The sequence below is a fragment of the Pseudomonas sp. JQ170C genome (assembly GCF_035581345.1).
Classification (GTDB): domain Bacteria; phylum Pseudomonadota; class Gammaproteobacteria; order Pseudomonadales; family Pseudomonadaceae; genus Aquipseudomonas.
Genome location: NZ_CP141608.1, coordinates 2873006 through 2897820 on the forward strand (window position 1 = coordinate 2873006; position 24815 = coordinate 2897820).

19 protein-coding genes and 2 pseudogenes are annotated in these 24815 nt (G+C 60.5%); 14 read left to right on the forward strand and 7 right to left on the reverse strand.

Annotation, left to right across the window (positions count from 1 at the left end):
- Window positions 1-137: 137 nt before the first annotated feature.
- Entirely contained in the window at window positions 138-1253 is a 1116-nt protein-coding gene (locus U9R80_RS13250; protein ID WP_301837876.1) for a CaiB/BaiF CoA transferase family protein, read from the forward strand.
- A gap of 298 nt (window positions 1254-1551) precedes the next feature.
- On the opposite strand, the gene U9R80_RS13255 is transcribed toward U9R80_RS13250, so the two are convergent.
- The gene (locus U9R80_RS13255) at window positions 1552-2391 is read right to left on the reverse strand and encodes an IclR family transcriptional regulator (protein ID WP_301837875.1); all 840 of its coding nucleotides are present in this window, start codon (window positions 2389-2391) and stop codon (window positions 1552-1554) included.
- A 159-nt stretch (window positions 2392-2550) separates the two neighbouring features.
- Here U9R80_RS13255 and U9R80_RS13260 point away from each other — a divergent pair, with 159 nt between their 5' ends.
- The 5 genes from U9R80_RS13260 to U9R80_RS13280 all read left to right on the forward strand — a co-directional run bounded on the left by U9R80_RS13260 (window position 2551) and on the right by U9R80_RS13280 (window position 7989).
- The gene (locus tag U9R80_RS13260) at window positions 2551-3705 is read left to right on the forward strand and encodes an acyl-CoA dehydrogenase family protein (RefSeq protein ID WP_301837874.1); all 1155 of its coding nucleotides are present in this window, start codon (window positions 2551-2553) and stop codon (window positions 3703-3705) included.
- Between the two features lie 40 nt (window positions 3706-3745).
- Window positions 3746-5920, forward strand: coding sequence for an acetate--CoA ligase family protein (locus tag U9R80_RS13265; RefSeq protein ID WP_301837871.1), 2175 nt, complete (start codon window positions 3746-3748; stop codon window positions 5918-5920).
- A gap of 86 nt (window positions 5921-6006) precedes the next feature.
- Entirely contained in the window at window positions 6007-7338 is a 1332-nt protein-coding gene (locus U9R80_RS13270) for an MFS transporter (protein ID WP_301837868.1), read from the forward strand.
- Window positions 7331-7690 carry a YidH family protein gene (locus tag U9R80_RS13275; RefSeq protein ID WP_301837865.1) on the forward strand — a complete coding sequence of 120 codons (360 nt, stop codon included), beginning with the start codon at window positions 7331-7333 and terminating at the stop codon, window positions 7688-7690. The genes U9R80_RS13270 and U9R80_RS13275 overlap by 8 nt, the downstream gene beginning before the upstream one ends.
- Entirely contained in the window at window positions 7687-7989 is a 303-nt protein-coding gene (locus tag U9R80_RS13280) for a DUF202 domain-containing protein (RefSeq protein WP_301837864.1), read from the forward strand. Before U9R80_RS13275 ends, U9R80_RS13280 begins: the two co-directional genes overlap by 4 nt.
- A gap of 573 nt (window positions 7990-8562) precedes the next feature.
- On the opposite strand, the gene U9R80_RS13285 is transcribed toward U9R80_RS13280, so the two are convergent.
- On the reverse strand, window positions 8563-8739 hold the full coding sequence (locus U9R80_RS13285) for a hypothetical protein (RefSeq protein ID WP_301837863.1): 177 nt from the start codon (window positions 8737-8739) through the stop codon (window positions 8563-8565).
- A gap of 102 nt (window positions 8740-8841) precedes the next feature.
- Window positions 8842-10062: a Na+/H+ antiporter NhaA gene (gene nhaA / locus U9R80_RS13290; protein ID WP_301838004.1), complete on the reverse strand. Its 1221-nt coding sequence runs from the start codon at window positions 10060-10062 to the stop codon at window positions 8842-8844.
- Between the two features lie 410 nt (window positions 10063-10472).
- Here nhaA and U9R80_RS13295 point away from each other — a divergent pair, with 410 nt between their 5' ends.
- The 8 genes and pseudogenes from U9R80_RS13295 to U9R80_RS13330 all read left to right on the forward strand — a co-directional run bounded on the left by U9R80_RS13295 (window position 10473) and on the right by U9R80_RS13330 (window position 19725).
- Window positions 10473-10973, forward strand: a complete 501-nt coding sequence (locus U9R80_RS13295) for a CS1 type fimbrial major subunit (protein ID WP_301837862.1) — start codon at window positions 10473-10475, stop codon at window positions 10971-10973.
- A gap of 87 nt (window positions 10974-11060) precedes the next feature.
- Complete coding sequence (locus U9R80_RS13300; protein WP_442964952.1) at window positions 11061-13583, forward strand: TcfC E-set like domain-containing protein; 2523 nt, start codon at window positions 11061-11063, stop codon at window positions 13581-13583.
- 19 nt (window positions 13584-13602) lie between these two features.
- On the forward strand, window positions 13603-14841 hold the full coding sequence (locus U9R80_RS13305; protein ID WP_301837860.1) for a hypothetical protein: 1239 nt from the start codon (window positions 13603-13605) through the stop codon (window positions 14839-14841).
- Window positions 14842-15281: 440 nt separating this feature from the next.
- Window positions 15282-16520 (forward strand): hypothetical protein, encoded by a 1239-nt coding sequence (locus tag U9R80_RS13310; RefSeq protein WP_301837859.1) that lies wholly within the window; start codon window positions 15282-15284, stop codon window positions 16518-16520.
- A 433-nt stretch (window positions 16521-16953) separates the two neighbouring features.
- A complete protein-coding gene (locus U9R80_RS13315; protein WP_301838003.1) occupies window positions 16954-17697 on the forward strand; it encodes a molecular chaperone in 744 nt (247 codons plus the stop codon).
- Window positions 17698-17949: 252 nt separating this feature from the next.
- Window positions 17950-18231 (forward strand): annotated as a pseudogene (locus tag U9R80_RS13320) (response regulator); the annotation flags it as partial.
- A gap of 64 nt (window positions 18232-18295) precedes the next feature.
- Window positions 18296-18845, forward strand: a pseudogene (locus U9R80_RS13325) (transposase); the annotation flags it as partial.
- 238 nt (window positions 18846-19083) lie between these two features.
- Window positions 19084-19725 (forward strand): putative adhesin, encoded by a 642-nt coding sequence (locus U9R80_RS13330; RefSeq protein WP_301837858.1) that lies wholly within the window; start codon window positions 19084-19086, stop codon window positions 19723-19725.
- Window positions 19726-19787: 62 nt separating this feature from the next.
- Here U9R80_RS13330 and U9R80_RS13335 read toward each other — a convergent pair whose 3' ends face one another.
- The 4 genes from U9R80_RS13335 to pdxR all read right to left on the reverse strand — a co-directional run bounded on the left by U9R80_RS13335 (window position 19788) and on the right by pdxR (window position 24688).
- Window positions 19788-20423, reverse strand: coding sequence for a putative adhesin (locus U9R80_RS13335; RefSeq protein WP_301837856.1), 636 nt, complete (start codon window positions 20421-20423; stop codon window positions 19788-19790).
- A gap of 284 nt (window positions 20424-20707) precedes the next feature.
- Window positions 20708-21976, reverse strand: coding sequence for an MFS transporter (locus tag U9R80_RS13340; RefSeq protein ID WP_301837854.1), 1269 nt, complete (start codon window positions 21974-21976; stop codon window positions 20708-20710).
- 31 nt (window positions 21977-22007) lie between these two features.
- The gene (locus U9R80_RS13345; protein ID WP_301837852.1) at window positions 22008-23075 is read right to left on the reverse strand and encodes a sugar phosphate isomerase/epimerase family protein; all 1068 of its coding nucleotides are present in this window, start codon (window positions 23073-23075) and stop codon (window positions 22008-22010) included.
- 113 nt (window positions 23076-23188) lie between these two features.
- Window positions 23189-24688 carry a MocR-like pyridoxine biosynthesis transcription factor PdxR gene (gene pdxR, locus U9R80_RS13350; RefSeq protein WP_301837851.1) on the reverse strand — a complete coding sequence of 500 codons (1500 nt, stop codon included), beginning with the start codon at window positions 24686-24688 and terminating at the stop codon, window positions 23189-23191.
- Window positions 24689-24815 lie beyond the last annotated feature (127 nt).

The following is a 24815-nucleotide window of genomic DNA, read 5'->3' on the forward strand; positions in this document are numbered from 1 at the left end:
GTTATTGCCAGCGGTGGCGGGCCCAGAGTAGTCCGCTGCCCCGCCAGCCATAGCCACCCGTGGCGGGGGGCAGGTTTTCAGCGCGCTCATCTGCTAGCGTGAAGCCACAACAACAAGGTCAATCAGGAGGAGCACACATGCTGTCAGGCATCAAAGTTGTCGAGATCTGCGGTATCGGCCCGGGGCCGTTCTGCGCCATGCACCTGGCGGACCTGGGTGCTGATGTGATTGCGGTGGAGCGGGGCGCATCGACCTCGATCACCGGCGAGGCCAATGCCGCCAGCAACCCGCTCAACCGAGGCAAGCGCTCGATGGTGGCCGACCTCAAGACCGCCGAAGGCCGTGAGCAGGTGCTCAAGTTGATCGAAAGAGCCGACGTGCTGATCGAGGGCATGCGCCCCGGTGTGATGGAGCGCCTGGGCCTGGGCCCGGAGCAGTGCCAGGCGCGCAACCCGGCGCTGGTATACGGGCGCATGACCGGCTGGGGCCAACACGGGCCGCTGGCCAACGCTGCCGGCCACGACAATAACTACATCGCCTTGTCGGGCGCGCTGTACCACAGCGGTACGGCCGGGGAGGCGCCGTCGTCGCCCATCACCCTGATCGGCGATATCGGCGGTGGCGCGCTGTACCTGGCCATCGGTGTGCTGGCCGGGGTCCTCAAGGCGCGCCAGACCGGGCAGGGCAGTGTGGTAGATGCCGCCATCGTCGATGGCTCGGCGCACATGATGCAACTGATGATGTCGCTGGGCAGCCGCGGCCTGCTCGATGAGCAACGTGGCAAGAGCGTCCACGATGGCTCGCATTTCTACGCCACCTACCGCTGCGCCGATGACCGCTACGTCGCTGTGGGCTCGATGGAGCCGCAGTTCTACGCGCTGCTGCTGAACAAACTCGGCCTGCAGGATGACCCGCGTTTCGCCCGCCAATGGGATGCCAAGCAGTGGCCGGTCATGCGCGAAGCCTTTGCCGAACTGTTCGCCAGCCAGCCGCGCCAGCACTGGTGCGACCTGCTCGAAGGCACCGACGCCTGCTTTGCCCCGGTGCTCAGCCCCCGTGAAGCGGCCCGGCACCCGCACATGGTCGAGCGCGACGTCTACTTCGAGCGCGACGGCCTGCTGCAGGCGCACCCGGCCCCGCGCTTTGACGGGCAGGTGGTTACCCCAGGGCCGATTCCCACCCGGGGTGCGCATACTGATGAGGTATTGAACGCACTCCAGAGCGGCAACCTGGCCAGGCTCTGGGCGCGCTGACAGGCAGGCGCGGGCTTGCCCTGCGATAGCGGTCTGTCTGCCAGATTGTCTCGCGGGGCAAGCCCGCTCCCACAGGCCCTGTAGCCGCTGGCGACAGCCTGCGATATTCGGTAGGCGCGGGCTTGCCCTGCGATTGCGGTCTGTCTGCCAGATTGTCTCGCGGGGCAAGCCCGCTCCCACAGGCCCTGTAGCCGCTGGCGACAGCCTGCGATATTCGGTAGGAGCGGGCTTGCCCCGCGATTGCGGTCTGGCTGTGAGATTGATTCGCGGGGCAAGCCCGCTCCTACATTAGAGCCAACTAGTAGATCCCCATCATCCCTTCGATGCTGCGCACCATCGACACCAGCCGTGGCCCCACGTCTTTGATCAATTGCCCCTCGCTGAGCATGAATGAGGGAATACCGCAGTTGAACACCAGGATCTCGCCATCACCCATGGCCCGCATGGGTACGGCCACGGCGTGGATTTCTTTGCGCAGGTCGCCGTATGACACGCAAAACCCCCGCGTTTGAAACTCCTGGATGCTTTCTTCGATCCGGACGTGGAAGGCGCTCCAGTCCTCAGGGGTCCTGACTTTGATTTCATTGAGTAATGCCGTGCGTTCCTCACGCCCGGCGGCGGCGATGATCGCCCGGCCCATGGCTGTGCGCACGATGGGGTAGCTCAGGCCGACGTCCGGCGGATGGCTCATGGGCGCGGCGCTGCGGCTGCTTTCCAGGTACACCACGCTGAGGCGGTCGCGCATGCCCAGCGACACCGACCCGCGAATGTAGTCGGCCAGTTCCTTCATGAAGGGCCTGGCGATCTGGCGGATGTTGAGGCTGGCCAGCAACGGGTAGCCCAGGGCGAGGACCGCCGAGCCCAGTTGGTATTTGTTGTTCATGCGGTTGATGCGCAGGTAGCCCAGGCGCACCAGGGTGTAGGTGAAGCGCGAGATGGTCGCCTTGGGCATGCCGGTGCGGGCGACCAGCTCGGCGTTGCCCAGTTGGGTATCGCGTGCGGTGAAGCAGTGCAGGATTTCAAGGCCACGGGCCAGGGTGGAGGCAAACTGTCGGTCATCGGCGAATTCGTCGGCCAGGTAGTGCTTGGCCGGGGTGTGCCAGTCGCCCTTCGATACCGGTGTGTGTTTATCGTTCATGTCTGTGGCCCGTTCTCGGATTCAACCGCTCATGGGCAAATAGTGCGACGCTTGTTCCGACTATTCAAACGCTGTTCGGCATAGCGGAACAATTATTGTGAGTCGGCTGATTTGAATGCCATATGTTGCCCAACAACTATAAAAACGCGGGAGGCAACAATGGTACGCAATCAGCAGGCGTTCGACGCTTTCTTGAGCGACGTGCGCACATTTGTACGTAATGAGGTATTTGCCCGGGAAGCCGAGATCGAGCGCCTGGACGAGGTGCCGGCCGACCTGGTGCAGACGCTGCGCGAGAAAGGCTATTTCGGCTGGAGCATCCCGCAGGATTACGGCGGCGCAGGCCTGAGCACCGAAGAGCTGGTGTTGGGGGCGCTGGAGCTGTCCCAGGCGGCGGTGGCGGTGCGGGCGCGAGTCGGCACCAACACCGGGATCGGTGCCGAAGGCATCGTGGTCGACGGTACCGAGGCGCAAAAGCAGCAGTACCTGCCGCGCCTGGCCAGCGGTGAATGGACCGGTTGCCTGGCGGTCACCGAGCCTGAAGCCGGTTCCGAAGCCACCAACGTGCAAACCACTGCCCGGCGCGAGGGCGACAGCTACATCCTCAATGGCAGCAAGTGCTACATCACCAACGCTCCCCTAGCCGACGTGTTCACCGTGACCGCCCGTACCGAGCCAGGCAGCAAGGGTGCCAAGGGGGTGTCGGCGTTCATTGTCGAGCGCGGCATGCCCGGGCTCAGCACCGGTGCGCCGTATCGCAAGATGGGCCAGGCCGGCTCCCCGGTCGGCGAAGTCCATTTCAATGAATGCCGGGTGCCGGCGGCCAACCTGATTGGCGGTGTCGAAGGCAACGGCTTCAGGACCGTGATGAAAACCCTCAACAAACAACGTATCCACCTGGCCGCCCTGTCCACGGGGCCGGCCATGCGGATGCTGGAGATGGCGGTCGCGCACACCACCGCGCGCGCCCAGTTTGGCCAGCCGGTGGCGAATTTCCAGTTGGTCCAGGCCTTGATCGCCGACTGCCGCACCGAGATCTTTGCCGCCCGCAGCATGATTCTGGAAACCGCCCGCAAGCGTGATCGGGGCGAAGACGTGGTGCTTGAAGCCTCGATGTGCAAGTACTTCGCCACCGAGATGTGTGGGCGGGTCGCCGACCGCTGTGTGCAGATGTTCGGGGGCGCAGGTTATGTGGCTAACCACAGTGAGATCGAGCGCTGGTATCGCGATGTACGGCTGTTCCGCCTGTACGAGGGCACCAGCCAGATCCACCAGCTGAACATCGCCAAGCAGGTGCTTGCCGCGCACCGCTGAGGCGGGCGCCGGCCATTCTCCTCTGTTGCAGGAAATTGTCATGTCTACGTTCGATTTGTTCTTCACGCCGCGTTCGGTTGCCGTGATCGGTGCCTCGCAAGACCTTGCATCCATCAGCGGCCAACCCATTGCCCACCTCAAGGCCAAGGGCTTTGCGGGCCAGGTATTGCCGGTCAACCCTCGCTACGACGAGGTCGCCGGGTATCGTTGCTACCCCGACGTCGCCTCGCTGCCCGTCACCCCCGACGTGGCGGTGATTGCCGTTGGCGCCAAGCGCGTGCCCGACGCCTTGCAGGCCCTGGGCAGCAAGGGCTGCCGCTTTGCGGTGATTCTGTCATCCGGTTTTGCCGAGGCAGGCGAGCAGGGCGCCGAGGCACAACGTGCCCTCACCGCCATCGCCCGCTCGTACGGCATGCAGGTGATCGGCCCCAACTGCCAGGGCTACATGAACATCAGCGCGGGTATTCATGTGGGCTTTGGCGCGCCGTATGGGCTGACCTACCCCAAGGGCCACCTGAGCCTTACGTCGCAAAGCGGGGCATTCGGCAACTCCATCGTCATGCTGGCCAGTCAGGAAGGCATAGGGTTCAGGCACTACGTGTCCACCGGCAACGAATCGGTGACCACCTCGCTGGACTTCATGGACGCCATGATCGACGACCCCGAGACCCGCGTGATCGCCGGCTACGTGGAGGGCTTCCAGGACGCCCGACGCTTGCTGGGGATTGGCCGCCGTGCCTTGATCGCGGGCAAGCCGATGCTGATCTGGAAGGTTGGCACCTCGGAAGCCGGTGCCCGCGCGGCGGCGTCGCACACGGCCAACCTGGGTGGCTCGATGGCGCTGTACCGCGCCGCCTTCCGGCAAAGCGGCATTATCGAAGTCAATGACGTGGGCGACCTGGCCGATTGTGCCAAGGCGCTGCTGCCGGGCCGCTTGCCCAAGGGCAAGCGTCTGGCAGTGGTCACTATCTCTGGCGGTGCCGGTATTGCCATGGCCGACGGCGCGGCCCACGGGGGCCTGGTGTTGCCTGAGCTGGCGCCAGCGACGGTGACGGCACTCAAGGAGGTGCTGCCGTCGTTCGCTGCGGTCGCCAACCCGCTGGATGTGACGGCAAGCCTGTTGACCGATGCAAGCCTGCTGCGGGTGACCCTGGAGCAACTGGCCGATGACCCCAACGTCGACATGATCGGCCTGGCCCTGGCGGCGGCCAGCGGTGCGCTGGCCACCGAGCTTGCCAACGAGATTGTGCGCATTCGCGACGAGCGCGGCATACCGGTGCTGGTGGCCTGGAACGCCGACCCTGCCACGGTGCAGGCGGCGTACGACATTCTCGATGCCGCAGGCATTCCCCGCTATCAGTCGCCGGTACGCTGCGCACGTGGCGCCAGTGCCTTGTGGGCGTTTGCCGAGGCCCGCGGGCGCGTGGCGCAGGTCATGGACGAGTCGCCTTTGCAACTGACGGCCGCGCCGATGCGTGCTCTGCTCGGCGCACGCCGCAGCGACCTCACCGAGTTTGAAGCCAAGAAAGTAGTGGCGGCCTATGGCATCGGCGTGACTCAGGAGGCGCTGGCCAGCAATGCCGATGAGGCCTCGCGCATTGCCCAGGCCATGCAGCGGCCAGTGGTGATGAAGATCCAGTCGGCCGACATCCCGCACAAGACCGAAGCCGGTGGCGTGCGCGTCGGTGTCCAGGGCAGCGCGCAGGTGAGGGCAGCGTTTGCAGAAATCCTCGGCAACGCCCGCTCTTATGCCCCTGAGGCGCGTATCGACGGCGTACTGGTGCAGGAAATGGTCAGCGGCGGCACCGAACTGATCCTTGGGATCAACAACGATCCCTTGTTCGGGCCGGCGGTGATGGTAGGGTTTGGCGGCATTTTTGCGGAGGTGATGAAGGATGTCAGCTTCCGCCTGGCGCCGATCACCCGCAGTGAGGCGCACGCGATGCTGCGCGAGTTGCGTTCGTTCCCGATCCTGGATGGCGCCCGTGGCCGGCCCAAGGCCGATGTCGAGGCTGTGGTCGATACCTTGATGCGCGTATCGGCCATGGCCGTAGACTTGGCCGGGGTGCTGCAGGAATTCGACATCAATCCATTGTTCGTGCTCAAGCAAGGCGAGGGCGTGAGGGCAGGGGACGCGTTGGCCAAGCCGCTGTTGCCTGCTGGCGAAGCGTCTGCCCATCACCAGCCGAGCGAGGACGCACTCGCCCACCCGTGACGAGGCGTTTTCTGCAATTCTGGCGGTCGGCGTGGTGCCGGCCGCTCCTTGGTATCGACTACACCTTTGCAGTCATCGAGGGTCACATGACTATCACCCAACAGCACCCCGCATTTGTAGAGACGTACTCGGCCGACGAGGTTGAGCACACTTACCGCAAGATTGCGCTGCGACTCATGCCGTTCTTGATCATCTGCTACATCGTGTCCTACCTGGACCGCGCCAATATCAGTTTTGCCAAGCTCCAGTTCATGAGCGACCTGGGCTTTTCGGAAACTGCCTATGGCCTGGGAGCAGGTCTGTTTTTTGTCGGTTATGTACTGTTCGAGGTACCGAGCAACCTGTGGATGCAGCGTATCGGCGCACGCCGCACCTTGTTGCGGATCATGATCCTGTGGGGCTTGATCTCCAGTGCCATGATGTTCGTCAACACACCGACACAGTTCTACGTCATGCGCTTTTTCCTGGGCGCTGCGGAGGCGGGTTTCTTTCCGGGCGTGATCTTTTACCTCACCTACTGGTTTCCGGCTTCGCGCCGGGGCCGGGTGACCGGCTTCTTCATGATGGGCGCCGCCACCGCGGGCATCATCGGCGGGCCGCTGTCGACCTGGATCATGGTGCACATGGCCGACCTGCACGGGCTGCGCGGCTGGCAATGGCTGTTCCTGCTCGAAGGCCTGCCGGCGGTGTTCCTTGGGGTGATTGCCTTCTATTACCTGTGCGACAAGCCCGGCGACGCCACCTGGCTGAGCGCGCGCGAAAAAGCCATCGTGCGGGGCGACCTGGCCGCCGAGGAACAGGGTGAGCCCAAAGGCCGTGGTCACGGCCTGGGCCAAGCCTTGCGCAACCCCAAACTGTACGTTGGCATGGTCGGCTACTTCTGTGTGCTGGTGTCGTTCAATGCCATCGGTTTCTGGGCGCCGACCATCATTCGCGATGTCGGCGTGACCGACCTGGTGCAAGTCGGCCTGCTGTCGAGCGTGGTGTTCCTGGCCGGTGCGGCGGGTACCTATGTGGTCGGCTACAGCTCCGATATCCGGATGGAACGGCGCTGGCACCTGCTGGCGTGCGGTGCGGTCATTGCCCTGTGCTTTGCCTTGCTGCCACTGATCGCACACAACATCACCTACGCCATTACGCTGTTGTCGCTTGCGGCGGCGGCTTCCTACGGCGGCTTCGTGGTGTTCTGGACGATTCCGGCGACCTTCCTCACTGGCAACACCAAGGCCAGCGGCATTGCCTTGATCACCAGCCTGGGCGGCATCGGCGCGTTTGTCAGCCCGACCCTGGTGGGCTGGATGAAGTCCACTACCGGCAGCATTTACGCGGGGCTTGGGATTCTGGGGGTTATCACACTGATTGGCGCGGTGATCATCCTGGTTGCCATTCCGGCGAACAAGGGAGCCCGACATGCGTGAGCCGCACTGGCGCCAACAAGGGGAAGAGCCGGACTACCGGTTCTCGCTGGCCAACGAACGCACCTTCCTGGCCTGGATTCGCACAGCCCTGGGGTTGTTGGCCGGTGGCGTGGTGCTGGACCAGTTCTCCAGCAAGCTGGGCCCTCATGCGGTGGTGATCGGCCTGGCTGTCGCCTTTGGTGTGCTGGCGGCGGTGTTGTGTTCGTTGGCCTACGTGCGCTGGCGTGCCAATGAAATCGCCATGCGCCATGCCCGGCGCTTGCCCTCGACCTTGGCCATCCCGCTGGTTTCGCTGGCCACGGTCGCATTGGCGGCGGCGATGGTGCTGTTGTTCGTGGTCAAGCTGACGTGAAGGACCCGGGCCTGCAGGCGGAGCGTACCGCCCTGGCTTGGAACCGCACGGGTTGGGCGGTGCTGGTCAATGCCTTGTTGGCGCTGCGTTCGGGTTGGCTGCACCAGCACCTGTTGGTGACGTTGCTGGCGTTGGCGTTGCTGGTAGCGTCGGGGGCGATGATTTACCTGGGCGCCTGGCGCCGTCGGCAGTTGATTGATGGCCGGGGGGTGTTGGCGCCCTCCAGCCCTATGGTTATTGCGGCAACGGCAGTGACATTGATTGCCTGTGTGACTGCCGTGATATCGGTTTTCCACTGAACCCGCCCCGGCCCGGCAACTCGATGATCATTGCCGGTAGGAGCGGGCTTGCCCCGCGATAGTGGTCTGTCTGTGGGATTGATTCGCGGGGCAAGCCCGCTCCTACAGGCCCTGTAGCCGCTGGCGACAGCCTGCGATCGGCCGCGCAGCGGTCGTAATACCTTGAAGGCGACTGCTACGTGATTCGGTAGGCGCGGGCTTGCCCCGCGATTGCGGTCTGTCTGCCAGATTGTCTCGCGGGGCAAGCCCGCTCCCACAGGTCCTGTAGCCGCTGGCGACAGCCTGCGATCGGCCGCGCAGCGGTCGTAACGCGTTGGAGGCGACGCGATTCGGTAGGAGCGGGCTTGCCCCGCGATAGCGGTCTGGCTGTGAGATTGTGTCGCGGGGCAAGCCCGCTCCCACAGGCCCTGTAGCCGCTGGCGACAGCCTGCGATCGGCCGCGCAGCGGTCGTAATACCTTGAAGGCGACTGCTGCACGATTCGGTAGGCGCGGGCTTGCCCTGCGATTGCGGTCTGTCTGCCAGATTGTTTCGCGGGGCAAGCCCGCTCCTGCAGGCCGCTCCAGGCGTTGCGTCATTGCCGGTTGGTCGGGTCGTGCAGTTGCATGACCCAGGCCAGGCTCCTGGCGTGTTCTTCTTCCTGGGCGGCAATCAGTGCAGCGCTGCCGTCCGCGGCGGCCCGGCGGTTTTTCAGCGTGCCGCAGCAGGCATGTATGACGCTGTGCCAGATCACGCGAATTCGTGCACCCATGATGGCTCTCCTCAACCCAGCTGTATTACGCACCATGGTCGGGGCAAGGCAGGGCGGCGCGGTATCAGGGATGCACGAAAACGGTGTAGTGGACGCACTACATTAGTCTTGAACCTGCGCAACGGCCTTCGCGCGCCCAGCCTTGAGCAATACCACGACGCCCAGTACGGCGCACAGGAATGAGCCCATCAGCACGCCCACTTTTACCGCATCGACCAGGTGCGGCGCCTGCGGGAAGGCCAGCGCACCGATGAACAGGCTCATGGTAAAGCCGATACCGCACAGCAGTGCCACGCCATATAGCTGCATCCAGTTGCAACCCTCTGGCAGCCTGGCCAGGCCTGTGCGGATCGCCAGGGCGGCCAGGCCGAATACGCCAATCTGTTTGCCCAGCAACAGGCCCAGGGCCACACCCAGCGGTACCGGCTCAAGCAGGTGGCTGGGGGTCATGCCGGCCAGCGAAACACCGGCGTTGGCAAAGCCGAAGATCGGCACCACGGCGAAGGCAACCCAGGGGTGCATCTTCTCTTCAAGGTAAAGCAGCGGCGACTGCCGGGTGTTGTCGGCATCACCCAGCGGAATGCACAGGGCCAGGATCACACCCGCCAGCGTCGCATGCACCCCCGACTGCAGCATGAAGAACCACAGCAGGCCGCCGGCCAGCAGGTAAGGCCACAGCCGTTTCACGCCGCAGCGGTTGAGCACCACCAGCAACACGATGATCGCCAGCGAGGCCAGCAGCATGCTCACCGACAGGCCGCTGGTGTAGAACAGGGCGATGATCACCACCGCCCCCAGGTCATCGAGAATCGCCAGGGCCGACAAGAAGATTTTCAACGACAGCGGTGCGCGCTTGCCCAGCAGGGCCAGCACGCCCAGGGCAAAGGCAATATCGGTGGCCGCCGGAATGGCCCAGCCGTTGCTGGTCTCGGCACTGCCACCGTTGACCGCAAGGTAAATCAGCGCGGGCACCAACATGCCACCCAGGGCGGCAAAGCCGGGCAGGGCGCGCTGGCTCCAGGTCGACAACTGTCCGGCGAGGATTTCGCGCTTGATCTCAAGGCCCACCAGCATGAAGAAGATCGCCATCAGGCCATCGTTGACCCAATGGGCGATCGACAGCCCGGCAACTTTGACCTGGAGGGTCGAGAAATACACCGCGGCCAACGGCGAATTGGCCACGATCAGCGCCGCCAGTGCAGCGGCCATGAGGATGACGCCACTGGCGGATTCAGCGGCGAAAAAACGGGTGAGAAAGGCCAGGGAGGAGGGCGATTGGCCCAACGGGCGGGTGTGCTGTGGGCGCGAGGAATCAAGGCTCATAGGCATGGCAACTCCGCGCGGCGGCCCGACCTGCGCTGAATTTAACCTGCCCTGCCGCGGTGTTGCGGTGGCACCCAGGGGCGGCATTCTACACAAAAGCTGCGCGGGCAGGTAACGGCTGCTGCAACGTTCAATGCCTTTGATCAGAGGCGCAGGGAAACTTCCAGAACTGCCATAAGGCATATGGGAATTTTCTTACAAAATGCATAAATTCCTAAACATTTGAGATCACTGTTCAGCGATAAAGCAAATGCGGTTAATGAATCTAGGAGTATTCCGATTCGCGACGGCCAAGGGGTTCGGTAGGCTGCACGCATTCGCCGATGGTCAACTTAACGAGACGAAGCGAATAAAGCGTTACTACCCAACGCTCATTGAGCCAACCCCTAGTTACGAATATGGAACACAACATGACTTCCCTGAAAAAAATCATCCTCGCCCCCTTCGCTCTTGCTGCTCTGGCTGTATCGGCTCAGACCATGGCTGCTACTCAAGAGCGTCACACCGTTCAACTGGAAGCCACCATTCCAAGCCAGGTCTTCCATGTTCAGCCGGTAGATGGTAGCTGGTTGCCTAACAAGCAAGTGCTGAACTACAACCCTGTGGCCGAAGCCCTGGAAACCCTGCGTAAGCAATTCGTTGCCAAGCACACTGCCGGCACCATCGAAGGTAGCGTACTGGTCACCCCTGAACTGCAAGACATCGCCGGCACCGAGAAAATCGCGCTGCAAGTTTCCTTCAACAACAAGCCACTGACCACCACTCCGGTCGAAGTGGCGACTGCAAGTGAAGCCGCCGCGGGCGCAACCGTATGGCTGGAAATCAAACCTACCAAACCAGCCGGCGGTTACAAAGCTGGCACTTACGAGGGTAACGTCCAGTTGTCCTTTGATGCAGTAGTAAAACCATAAGTCCTGCGCGGATCTTATTGGCTGCTGTATATCCAGCGACTCTTTAGCGTCGCTGGATACTTAATACATTCTTAGTCTGGTTTAATTATGTTTCGATCTGTCCTCGGGCCAGCCGCTATTGCGTGGACGCTGTTGGCTGTTCTACCCGTGCACGCGGCGAGCCCAACTCAGCCGAACTTAAGCCTTATTGACCAGGCGCAGGGATTGCCCAAAGACTTTCATGAGCATTTCTTCGATGTGCCCCTGGTCGTGCGCCTGTCGCTGGACGGCGAAGCGCTGGGCGAGGCCATCATTATTCTGAGTCGCGACGAGCGAATCGAGCTTGTCGAGTTCACCGATATTCGCGACAGCCGCATTGATGCGAGCGAGCGCGAAACCTGGCACGCACTGCTGCAGCAAGGCATTTCCCTGGGGCCCTGCAAGGCGGCGTGCGCCAATGACCTGGTGGCTGTGCACTACAGCCTGGCCAACTCCGAAGTGTCGATCCTGACCAGTGGCGCCGAGCGTGATCTTGACGCCAAGCAGCATTTCGACCTGCCCGTTGGCGGCAGCACCGGGATCATTGTCAATAACCAGCTGAACATCTCCGGTGGCCAGCAGCAGGACCTCAGTGGCCGTTATGGCCTGGAGGCCATCAGCAGCCTGGGCGCCTGGACGCAAACCTTCAACGCGCAACTCACCAAGTCGGGTGGCGACGAAGGCATCCTGCATTCGGTCAACGAACTGCACAGCCAGACCGAGTGGCAGGATCATTTCTTCCGACTGGGCTATTTCACCCCGAACTCCCTGGGCCTGACCCGCCAGTTGCGTAACTTCGGCGGCAGCCCCGATACCGCGCTGGGCCTGATGTTCGGCAGTTCGGACAGCCTGGCGATGGATGTTTCTCGGCCTTCGGCGTACCCCATCTATGTGACCGCCAACCGCGAAGCGGTGGTGGAGGTGTACCGCAACGGCGCATTGATCAACACCCAGCAAGTGCAGGCCGGCCTGCATGCCCTCGACACCCGGCCACTGCCAGGCGGCATCTACGAGATCGAGGTGCGTTTGCTCGAAGACGGCCAGGTGACCTCCACCACCGAGGAGCTGGTCTACAAGCCGGTCAACTGGAAAGACCCGAACAAGCGCTGGCGCTACAACACCTTTGTCGGCCGCGAGAGCAAGCTGCTGAGCAACTGGGACCAGCAGACCGACGGTGGCATCACCGCCGGCGCGGCCGTCAACTACCTGCTGCACCCGCGTGCCGTGGTCGGCCTGTCGGCCCGCCAGATCAAAGGCCAGAACCAGCTGGGCAGCTCCGTGGACCTTGGCCTGGGGGATCGCACCACCGCCTATGCCAACGTCTACCAGACCCAGGACCACGGCGCGGGCATGGACCTGCATGCCCTGCACAGCTATGGTGCGGGCAGCCTGATCTTCAGCCACAGCCGCAGTTGGCTGGACAACCGCGATACCTGGGAAACCCTCGCCGATGGCACCCGCGTGCGCCAGCGCAGCCCCTATGTAGGGCAGGTCAGCAACTCGTCGCTGGGCCTCAACCACCGCCTGGACCACCGCGACAGCTTCAGCGCCCGCCTGTCCCACAGTGACGGCCAGGTCGAAGGCGTGGGCCTGGACCTGGGCTGGATGCGCAACGGCAAACTGTTTGGCAGCGACGCCAACTGGCGCCTGTCGGTGTTTGATCGCCCGGGAAGCAGCAGCAGCGGCAACCAGCGCAACCGCGGCGTCGATTTGAGCGTGAGCATGGCCCTGGGTGGTGAAGGCAAGCGTGTCAACGCCAGTGTGGGGTCGCGTACCGCGCGTGACGGCAACAGCGAGCGCAACGCCAGCATCGGCTACCAACAGGACCTGGACCTGGGGCCGCTGACGTCGGTGTCGGGCACCGCGATGGTCGACAGCTATGGCGTAGGCCTCAGTGGTTCAGCCCGGTTTTCCACTTCTGCCGCCGCTGGCGATGTGTTCATGCAGCAATCGTCGTACAACAGCGCGCTTTCGGGTGGCCTGAACCTGAACAGCACCCTGGTGGTGGGCGGCAGCAAGGCCCTGCTGACCAGTGTGCACAGCCACAACGAGGCCGGCATGATCGTCGACGTGGTTTCCGATATCGACGCCCTCGAGCTGCGCGCCGACGACCTGAGTGGTGTTGGCGCGGTGCTCAAGCCCGGTCGCAACTTCGTGCCGGTCACGGCGTACCGCAACGGCATCGTGCGCTTCGACTTCGAGGGCGTGGATGCACCGCCTGCCACGATCCAGCCGCCCAGTGCCCGCTACCACCTGAACAAGGGCGGCGTGGACTATCGCCAGGTGCATGTGATGAAGACCGTCACGGTGCTGGGTCGCCTGCTCGATGGCAACGACGAGCCGTTGGGGGGGCACCACGTGATCAACCACGCCTCCCGTGGGGTGACCGAAGTGGACGGGTTCTTCTCCATGGAGCTGAGTGAAGGCACACCGACCCTGGAAGTGCGGCGCAATGACCAGGTCAAATGCCGATTTGTGCTGGATGCTGCCAGCCTGCGCCGTGAGGGCGATGTGCTGATGGCGGGGGATTTGCGCTGTGTAGAAGGCAGTGCACTGGACCAGATCGCCAGTACCGATACCCTTAAGCGGTAAAAGCAGCAAGGAACAGTATATGAAAGGATTTTTGAGTTTAAGGTCGAAAGTTTTAGCGTGCCTGGCGATCCTGGTATCGCAACAAGTGGGTGCGGCTGACAAAACGTTGACGTTTGTGTATTCCCCTAATCCTGCTAATCCAGGGTCTAACCAGTTTATAAATACAACGCCCAACCAAGGGTTTTGCGTCACGAGACCTGGCGCTTGTAGGGGCGAAGAAAAAAGTATCGATACAAATGTTCATCGCTACTCTAACGCAACCATTGTGAAGGGCTCTACGCCTGAACAGGGGGTTTCGATCAAAGCGCCCGCTGGCTGGCATGATGTTGAAGTCTCTAATGGAAGTGAGCGTGCAACAGTAAGGTTTCGCATAACCGGGTTTTCCGGGCGTCATAACTTTAATAGGAGTGTCCAACAGATAACCGGGGCACCCAACTACCAACAAGCGCATAATGATTTGTGGGTAGGGGAATCTTGGGTTCTTGCGCCATCTCCATGTGCTAAAGCTGGAAGTGGTTTGGCATCTAGTACTGAATATACTTTTTTCTGGGAGATTCCAGCGTCTGGGGACTTTAGGTGTGGGAAAGTAAATAATTTCGATCTTGAAAGTTTCAGGTTTTTTGGACACTCCCTCAGGTATGTGGTGGAAATGCCCAACCCTCAGTCACTGCCGTCGGGTCGATACACCGGGACAAAAACCTTCCGCTATGGGTCTGGATTGGACTTTGAGTTCGGTGCGACCATGAATCAGCCGGATGTGTTGAATCTGAACTTTGATATTGTTGTCAACCATGTGCTTGAGGCCAGTTTTCCACCAGGTTCCAGCACTGCAGCACTTCAACCCCAGGGCGGTTGGTTGCAGTGGCTCCAGCGCGGCAGACGGCCGGAGAAGTTGAGTATCGATCAGCACTTCCGCTTCTCGACCAACAATGCGTTCAAAATGCATATCGAGTGCCAGTACACCGTGGGTAATCAATGCGGGATACAAAACGGCAGCGGCCATCAAGTGCCGGTAGAATCCCGCGTCACGCTGCCCGCCGGCATCAACAACGCCAGCGGCCAGCCGGCCAACCGCCAGTTGTTGAGCCCTGTTGACAAGCACGTGTTCACGCCGACGCGGCTGGTGAACGATAGTCGCGCCCAGCTGCACTTTGAAGTGGGCCGTGATGATGTAAAAGACATGATCGACCATCATTCCGGCAGCAAGTATTCGGGCAATGTCACGGTTGTTTGGGATTCCGATATTGCAGCGCCGTAGCCGCTGCCGAGGAATGAGGCTGCGATCGACTGCTCATCCGTCGCCAGACGGTTGCCTCTGGGGCCAGGGTGTTGTGTGAATGGCGGCCGCATTGCGGCCGATCGCAGGCTGTCGCCAGCGGCTATGGGGGGAGGTCGCTTTCGCGGGGCAAGCCCGCTCCTACAGGCGAGCGGTACTGCGAGATATTTGTAGACCCACTAGACCATTTATCCGCCAAATCAAGCTCCGCCTCCGTATCTCGGAGTATTCCTATTTCTGCCGTCCGGGGCCTCCATTACATTGCCTGCATGCCCCATTGGTACAAGGGCGTCTGGCTGGCATTGGATGCTTACTCTCTGCGCGCGAGGGCGATGTGCGGATGGTCCTGGATTTACGCTGTGCAGTGCACACGATCAGATCCCCCCATAGCCTTCTGCGGAAAAAACAGCAAGGTAGGACGTATGAAGTTTTTTATTGGTTTAACGTCGAAAGTTTTAGCGTGCCTGGCGATTCTGGTATCGCAACAAGTGGGTGCGGCTGACAGAACGTTGACGTTTGTGTATTCCCCTAATCCTGCTAACCCAGGTTCCAACCAGTTCATAAATACAACACCCAATTCGGGGTATTGCAGCGACCGGCCTTCCTCTTGTTCCTCTGGAGAAAAAAGTATAACGGCAGGTATCACTTCTATTCGTACACTCATTCCGACGCCTCCTCCTTCGCTCGAGCAGGGGGGGTCGTTCAAATTACCCGGCGGCTGGCATGACATCGAGGTCTCTAACGGGAGTGAGCATGCACCACTAAGGTTTCGCATCACCGGGATCAAGGCGACTCATCAGTTCGGTCAAAATGTATTGGATCTAACTGGTATGGGCTCGTTGGAGCAGGCTCATAACGCACTATGGCAAGGAGGTCACTGGGCGAACGCGGCCTCTCCATGTAGTTTCGGCGGAACCGCCTATATAACCGTTACTTTTCAAAATTTTTATTGGAATATTCCAGCGTCTGGCACTTCCCGGTGTGGGAAGATTAATAATTTCAATCTTGTCAATTTTTGGATCAACAATTTCGGCTTTAAGTATGTGGTGGAAATGCCCGACCCTCAGTCACTGCCATCTGGTCGATACACTGGGACTAAAACATTCAGCTTTGGCCCTGGGGGGGATTTTGATTTCGGTGGGGTAGCAATGGCGCCTCAAGTGTTGAATTTGAATTTTGATGTTACTGTCAACCATGTGCTTGAGGCCAGTTTTCCACCAGGTTCCAGCACTGCAGCACTTCAACCCCAGGGCGGTTGGCTGCAGTGGCTCCAGCGCGGCAGACGGCCGGAGAAGTTGAGTATCGATCAGCACTTCCGCTTCTCGACCAACAATGCGTTCAAAATGCATATCGAGTGCCAGTACACCGTGGGTAATCAATGCGGGATACAAAACGGCAGCGGCCATCAAGTGCCGGTAGAATCCCGCGTCACGCTGCCCGCCGGCATCAACAACGCCAGCGGCCAGCCGGCCAACCGCCAGTTGTTGAGCCCTGTTGACAAGCACGTGTTCACGCCGACGCGGCTGGTGAACGATAGTCGCGCCCAGCTGCACTTTGAAGTGGGCCGTGATGATGTAAAAGACATGATCGACCATCATTCCGGCAGCAAGTATTCGGGCAATGTCACGGTTGTTTGGGATTCCGATATTGCAGCGCCGTAGCCGCTGCCGAGGAATGAGGCTGCGATCGACTGCTCATCCATCGCCAGACGGCTGCCTCTGGGGCCAGGGTGTTGTGTGAATGGCGGCCGCATTGCGGCCGATCGCAGGCTGTCGCCAGCGGCTACGGGGGGAGGTCGCTTTCGCGGGGCAAGCCCGCTCCTACAGTGAAGGTGTTTTATCGCAGTCGGTTTGTTTAGGAAGTGGCGGGCTTGTTTTTAGGAGCATTCTTATTTTTGCGCGCCACTGCCTGGGTTAAATTGGTGAAATCCTTCGCGCGTTAAGTTCGGCGTGGTGGGTGTGCGCCTGACTATTATTTTGCGGTCTACGCGCTCCGGGCTCGACCTCGGCAATATTGAGTGTTGGCAGAGTCTTGCTGCTATTTTTCCGTGTGTCGAATGTGAGCTTGATCTCTCAGTATCAAATAGGATTGGTTTTGAAAAAGTTTATTGTTTTCGTATTGTTCAACCTGTCTGCCGCTACGGCATTCGCCGGCCCCAATATCAATGTCGGCACTATTTATGACTACCTCGACGGGGACAAAAGCACCTACCTCAAACGGGTTTATAACGGTGGCGACAGTACCGCCTTCGTGCGGGTGAGTATCCATGAAATGGTCTTCGATGCCGATGGCAAGTCCCGTGAGCTGCCCATGGTGGAGAAGGGCGCTGCGGCCAACCCCGAAGGCCTGATTGCCAGCCCCGCGCGCCTGATCGTGCCTTCCCAGGGGATGCAGGGCACGCGTCTGCTGTATATGGGCAAGCGTGACAAGGAGCGCTACTACCGCGTGCGTTTCGTGCCCGTGGTGCCGGAAAAAGAAGACCAGTTCGCCATGACCGACGAAGAGCGTAAAGACTACAAGCAGAGCATGTCGGCCGGGGTCAATGTGTTGACGGCCTACGGCATCATCTTCTTTGTTCGCCCGCAGGACAGCCGCTTCGATACTAAAATCGAGAACACCACGGCGAAGTACAAAGTCACCAATGCTGGCAACAGCACCATTGTGCTGGATGAGTTCAAAAGTTGCGTGGTGGGCAAGCCCGGTGAGTGTTACCCGACCACGAAACATCATGTACTGCCAGGAAAAACCTTCAGCGTTGATAAAGAAGCGGGTCGTGAATACACCTTTGACCTGATCGAAGGCGGCGCGCCCAAGCGGATGAAGGTTGCCAAGGGTTAATCACCACTCATGCAGTTCTAACGTGTTAGTTAATTATAACTATAAGTCGGTGGCGCACTACGCTCAACCGGGCCTGTGGGTGAGTTGTTAATAAAGTTGGACTATCCTTGTATTTATTAAATGTCGGCCTGGAAGCCGCACGCTCGCATCAAGCCCGTTCGCGTATTCGCTTGGCTGGACGCCTGTCCGTTCACTCAACGGTTCAGAGGTTATCGGAGGCTTTTGATGTACGCTAAGCGGCTGATTCGCATCATGATTTTGGACGACCACCCGGTCGTGTTGCATGGAATAGAACTGATCCTGGGGCGCGAGGCCGACCTGCAAGTGGTGGGCTCGTTCAGTACCAGCCAGCAGTTGATGGACGCCTTGCACAAGCAAGAGGTCGATCTGATCTTGATGGACTACCTGCTCGGGCCTGGCGAGATCGACGGCCTGAACCTGATGCGCGGCTTGCGTGTACGCTTCCCCGGCGTGCGCCTGCTGGTGATGTCTGCGCTGCATACGCCGGCTGTGGTGGCGCTGGTGATGCGCCGCGGCGCCCATGGCTTTATCGGCAAGGACCTGGAAACCGCCCGGTTGCCGGAGGCCATTCGCAAGGTGGCCAGTGGAAACCATGCTGCGCATTCACCTGCTGCAGAACGGGTTCTCGTTGAGCGACCCAGCCATGGAAGAAGCGCTGTACGAAATCACTTTGATGCGCCAGTTTGCTCGCCTGACGCTCAGCGCTACTATCCCCGAAGACACCACATTCATTAGTTTCCGGCACCCGCTGGAGAAGCACCAACTGGCTTCGGGGATTCTGGAAACCATCAACAATTACCTGCGGTTATACCGGCGTGGATAAACGGCCGGAGCATGACGGACGGCCTGTGATCTGGCAGATTGCGGCTAGTCGTAGCACCTACAAGCACTTGAGCAAATGCAGCGTGCTCCACAAAGCCAGACGCAAGATCGAGAAGGTCGAAGCGGAGATGCGAGCGAAGGTCGAACATCCATTTCGTGTGATCAAGCGCCGGTTCGATTATGTGAAAACCCGCTTCCGTGGCTTGGCCAAGAACATGGCGCAATTGACCACGCTATTTGCCCTGTCGATTCTGTGGATGGTGCCCCGGCAATTACTGCCTTGTGTGGGACAGGTGCGCCCATGAGGGCAGATAACCTAGGCTTTGCCTTGGTTATCCAATAATCAGCGGCTGAAAATCGGGCTTTTCGACATCCCCAAGCCGCCCATTTACGGTTGATGAGCAACTTGCTCGGAGTTTCCCTAACTAGGAGTAATCCGATCCCGCTGGCAAGAGGGATCCAATAATATTGGGTGACGTACGGCATGGCCACCGGCAATTCATTCGGTGGCCTCTTTACTTGTAATGCCAGGGAGTTTGCAGCATGGCGAGAAAAAGACCTGTGGGTCGTGAGTTGTATTTGTTCCAAGATGATGCTGGCAAGTCCGTCGATAATCTGGTGATTTCATCGCATGGCGAATATATGCCACGTCCAGAGTTTGGCCGGCACACCGGCCTGGCGCGAAACATACCCGGGTTAGGCGGTTGGATTGAGGTCCCTGCCGGCGTGACGCTATATTTATATGGCCCGCACAAAAGTGCCCTGAGTGTTCCAGGCATGGCTACGGTTATGTCGAGCAAGTTGAACCACCTGGAAACCCTGCGCAGCCCGCAGAAAATCCGAAACTATCGCCTTTCCAAGTTTCAAGATGGCTATAGTTCCGAAACGTACGGCAGCATAGAAGAGGATATCGATCAAAATCGTAGATGCGTCGACATACGCGAGAGAGCCGTGAGCATGCGTGATCAAACCACCTTGGCCATGATTGCAGAAAATTTCCCTGTGCCGTTTCCTCGATTCGATATCTTGACCATTCGCAATCGCGCATGGATGTACTCCATAACGCTTCATGATGTGCTCAAGGCGTTGCGTCAAGAGGGGTATCGGTATTCCAACATACACTGTGTTTTTTGTCGTAGTCCTATCGTAGGGCCCAAGCCCTTATTCAAACCTAACGTGATTTGATCGACGTTACGCCGTCGGCATTGCGTAACCGGCGTTACGCAATGCCGACGTCGTGAAGTGGGTCACCAGTGCTCGGGTGTGTAGACAGGCTCGGTCCCAATGATTCGACTGCGGCAGAAAACACAATGAATATTGGAATACCGAAACCCCCAACGCTCCAGCGCCTTGAACACATCCTGAAGCGATACGGTGTACATCCATGCGCGATTGCGAATGGTCAAGATATCGAATCGCGGAATAGTGCCGGGGAAGTTTGCTGCAATCATCTGCAAGATGGTATTACCACCGTAACTCATGGCCTGCCCGCGCCCGCCGGCGCTGCGACGATTCAGGTCAATCTCTTTTTTAATGCTCCCGTACGTGTCGCTGTCGGCTTGAAACTTGGAAAGGCGATAGTTTCGGATTTTCTGCGGACTGCGCAGGGTTTCAAAGTGCTTCGCTTCGCCATCCAGAACCTCGGTGATCATTGAGCCATAAATGGCACTTTTGTGAGGCCCATACAAGTACAGCGTCACGCCGGCAGGGACCTCGATCCATCCGCCTAACCCGGGTATATTTCGCGCCAGGCCGGTTTGCCTGCCAAATTCTGGACGTGGCATATAGCGACCATGCGATACAATCATCAGATTTTCGACGGACCTCCCGGAGTCATCCTGAAACAGATAAATCTCGCGACCCAAAGGTCTGATTATCGCCATGGTGCAAACTCCCTGTTATTACGAATCAAGAGGCCACCGAATGACATACCGGTGGCGATGCCGTACGCCACGCAATAATATTTGATCGCTATTGTCCGCGAATTAGGATTATTCCTAGTTTGAGCGACTGCGCTGTTGTGTAACTCACGGGGCGCAATGCTCGTACGGGTATCCGCCCGGGCGCCCGGAGTGCTCAGTGCAAGCCGCAATGGCCTCTCGCGGGGCAAGCCCGCTCCCACCGGATTGCGCGGGGTAGGAGCGGGCTTGCCCCGCGATGGTTTTACCTAGCCCATCGTTGCCGCCACATCACCCCCAGCTTCCTGCGCCGTTTGGCGCACCAGACGATGCATCCGGCTGGCCACCACAAAGCCGATCACCGCCAGCACCATCATGCTGATGAAGACGTAGTTGTAGCCCTGTTGCCCGGGAAACCGGTCAAGGATGGCGCCGTAACCCACATAGGCGAACATCCCCGGCGCATAGCCGATCAGGCAGCCGATACCAAAGGCTGAGCCGGTGATGTGCGGGGCGATGCCCACTTCGCCCATGGGCGCCCAGAACACGCCACGCATGGAGAATACGATGAAGGCAAACGACAGGGTGGCCGCCATGCCGGCATAGATGAAGCCCGGGCTCTTGGGCACCAGGAGGATGATCGCCATCATTGGCAGCAACGCCAGGAACGCCCATTTCAGATAACGGCTGGGGCTTTTGAATTGCTTGTCTGCCAGGAAACCGCCTGCCGGGCCCCCGAGGATCTTGAGCATGTACTGGTTGATGATGCCGTAGGCCCCCACCAGCGCGACCGGCAGCCCGTAGACTTCCTTGAGGTACGGAATGAAGTAGGTCAGCCCGCAGTACACGATGTAGACCATGAACACGTTGAAGCTCACCAGCCAGATGGCCGGCACCTTGACTGCCTGCATCAGGTTGGTCAGCGGGTTTTTCCGGGGGTTGGCCTGGGCAGGCCGGGCGCCCTTGAGCAAGAACCAGGTCAGTACCCCGGCAGCAATGTCGATGACCGAGTAAAAGACGATGGCCGCCTTGAGTCCCGCTTCGGCAGCACCCATGGCAATGAACACACCCAGGGCCGAGAATGCCACCAGGGTGTCGACCACCCCGCGCCCGCCTTCAAGCAGCCCGAACAGGCGGCCTTGTTCCTTGTCGTCGCCCAGGCCGCGGATAGCCTTGAGCAGCGCCGGCCAGTAGATGCAGTCGGCGCATACCGCCAGCAGGCAAAACACGATCATCAGGCTGTTGAAGGGCGGGAAGGTGGCCAGGTAAAGGCCCAGCGCGCCGGTGCCGAGCAGGCCCAGGGGGATCAGTCTGCGGGTGTCGAAGCGGTCGGCCAGCACACCGCCGACCACGAACAGTCCGGTGGCGATGATGGCGTTGGCGCTGAGCAGCAGGCCGATTTCAGTGTGCGACAGCCCCATGAATTCCTGCATGGGTACATAGAACGCGTCCTTGAGGTTAGCGAGCTTGTAGATGGTGCCGCCGCCGAGGATCAGTATCAGGAATTTGAACCATTTAGCCTTGTCTTGAGTGCTCATTGTTGTTCTCCAGGCGTGATGGGGAAGGCGCTCAGGCCTTGTCGGGGGTGGCCAGGGCCAGTTCGGCGAGGGTGCGCAATTCGGCCAGCAGGCCTTTCACGTAGCACACCTGGTTGTTGGCCCAGCGCTGTTCGCCGGCCAGCATCTGCTCGAGGGTGAAGCCTTCGGGCAAGGGCGTGTCGCTCATCTCCCGGTAGGCAATGAATGGGTCGGCAGGCTCCTGCAGTTGGCGAAACGCCGGGGCGATGTAGTGGTTTTCCTGTTCGAGGATGAAAGCGATCACTTGCGGCTCGCGTTCCCCGAGCATCAGCAGCTCGAACAGCATGCGTGGGCTGGGCAGGTCATCTTCGTCGCTGCCCTGGAGCACGCCGTAGTGGCCAAAGCCCTGGGCCTCGGCAACCACGCGAACACCCTTGAGGTGGCTCTGGCGAATGTGCGGGGCCAGGTGCGCCAGGGCCTGGAGAGGTTGCTCGCAGGCGTTGATCATGTTGCCGAAGTCGAACAGGGCATGCAGGCGCGGGTGGTTGGCCTGGCGCAGTAGCTGGGCGATTTCGTCGCTCTTGAGTTCTTCGTGTTGCTCGAAGTCGAAGTACAGGTCGTGGGCATCGGCCTGGTGGGCGAGGTACTGAAGGTCAGTGGCGATCCTGTCCATCACCTGCGACAGCTGGCCTTCGTAGCGTGAGTAAACGCGGATGTTGCGGGTACCGATGGCCTTGGCCACGGCGATCGCGGCGTCGACGTCAGCCTTGAGGGTGCTGCTGATCTCAAGGTGAACATCCAGTTGCAACGCCTGGGCCTTTGCAGCAAAGGCGTCCAGCTGCACGGCGTTCATTTGCGACAGGCTGTTGTGCTCGCCATCGAGCATATGCAGGCTCAGCCCCGCCAGTTCGTGACGATAGGCAAAGTCGAGGAGGTCAAAGGGCGTCAGGCGGCCATGGGTGAGGTTGGTCAACAAGGGGTAGGCATGGGCGTACAGGCGCGCCTGATCGAGGCGTTCGAGCAGGCGTGCGGCCAGTTCGCGGGTCAGAAGCACCGGCGCTGCGGCGCCTTTGGTCTTGTTATCGAGCAACCGGGTGAAGCGTTCTTGGATAGCATTCATTCGAGTCGTTCCTGGTGCGGGCACCGGTTCTACCGGCGCGTTCTTTATCGCGCCGGCGAGGATCGCTCGATAGATCCATTACGAATCGAATGTTAAGGCCACTGTGAAACGGGCTACGGGTTCAGATGGCCGAGGGCACGCAGTGCCTGAGCCAGGGCCTGGACTTTCGCCGGGGCCTCGCCCTGCGGGGTACCGGCAAAGCCGATCAGCAGGGCTGGCGGCAGGTAACGTTGCAGGCAGTAATCGCTCAGGGCATAGGTGTGCACGCCCTGTTCAGCCAGTTGCCGGGCGACCTGTTGATCGTCCAGGTGGGGCGGTAGCCAGGCGATCAAGTGCATGCCGGCGTCCACGGGGGTTATGTTGAAGAAACCGCCCAGCACGCGTTCGAGCGTGTCCACCAGGCACTGCTGGCGCGCCTGGTACAGCACGCGCATTCGCCGAATGTGGCCGATGAAGTGGCCTTCGCGCATGAAGTCGGCCGTCACCGCCTGCAGCAGGGTCGGCGGGCTGCGGTCCATGACCGCGCGGATGGTGCAGAAGGGCTCGACCAGGGGCTTGGGCAGAATCACATAGCCCAGGCGCAGGGACGGGAACAGCACCTTGCTGAACGTGCCGACATAAATCACCCGGTCGCTCTGGTCCATGGCATACAGCGCCGGCAATTGGCGACCGCTGTAGCGCAGTTCGCTGTCGCAGTCGTCCTCGATGATCCAGCGCTCATGGCGGGCCGCCCAATCGATCAACTCCAGGCGCCGGCCGTGGCTCAGGGTCACGCCCAGTGGGTGCTGGCGCGATGGGGTGGTGAAGGCAAGGCGGGCATCGGCGCAGTCGGCGATGCCTTGCTGCACGTCGATGCCCTGATCGTCGATCCGTACCGGTATCACCCGGCAGCCATGTGCCTGAAAAGCAATGCGCGCAGCGATATGCCCGGGGTCTTCCATCCACACCGCATTGTCCGGGTCGAGTAGCAGCATCGCCAGCAGATTGAAGGCCTGCTGAGCGCCGGAGACGATCACCACCTGCTCGGCACTGCAGTCGATGCCACGGGCATCGAACACGTATTCGGCGATGGCCTGGCGCAACTCCGGCAGCCCCTGCAGTTCGCCATAGCCCAGCAGCGCTTTGCTCGGCTTTTGCGCGTGGCGGCTGAGCAGGCGCTTCCACACCGCCTGGGGAAAGGCCTCAAAGGCCCCGTGGCTGGGCAGGAACGAGGTGGGGGTGCCGGTGCCACAGTGGGCATAGGACACCCCGCGAAAGTGATCGCTGCGCAGCGACAGCATCGACTGGCTCAACGCCGACAGCTTGGGTGGCGCCGGCGGCTGCGGTTCGGCGCCGCCGGCACGCTCCCATTCATCGCCCACATAGGTACCGGCACCGGTGCGCGACACCAGGAAGCCCTCGGCAATCAGTTGGTCGAAGGCATTGAGCAGGGTGATGCGCGAAAGGTTCAGTTCCTGGCTCAAGGTGCGCGTGGACGGTAGGCGGATACCCCCTTGCAGGCGCCCGGTGAGGATCTGCTTGCGGATCTGCAGGTACAGCTGGCGATAAAGCGGGGTGGTACTGTCGCGATCGAGCTCAATACCTGAAAGCAGTAAACCGGCGGGGGACTTCATGCGGGGCTCGATAGCAAGGTGAAGAGGGCCTGGTCATCGTACGAGAAAGCCTTGCGGGCGGCCACTGGCGGCGGGGTTGTCATCAAATGAAAACAGTGTGTCGTCCGATGCGAAGCACCCTGCAAGC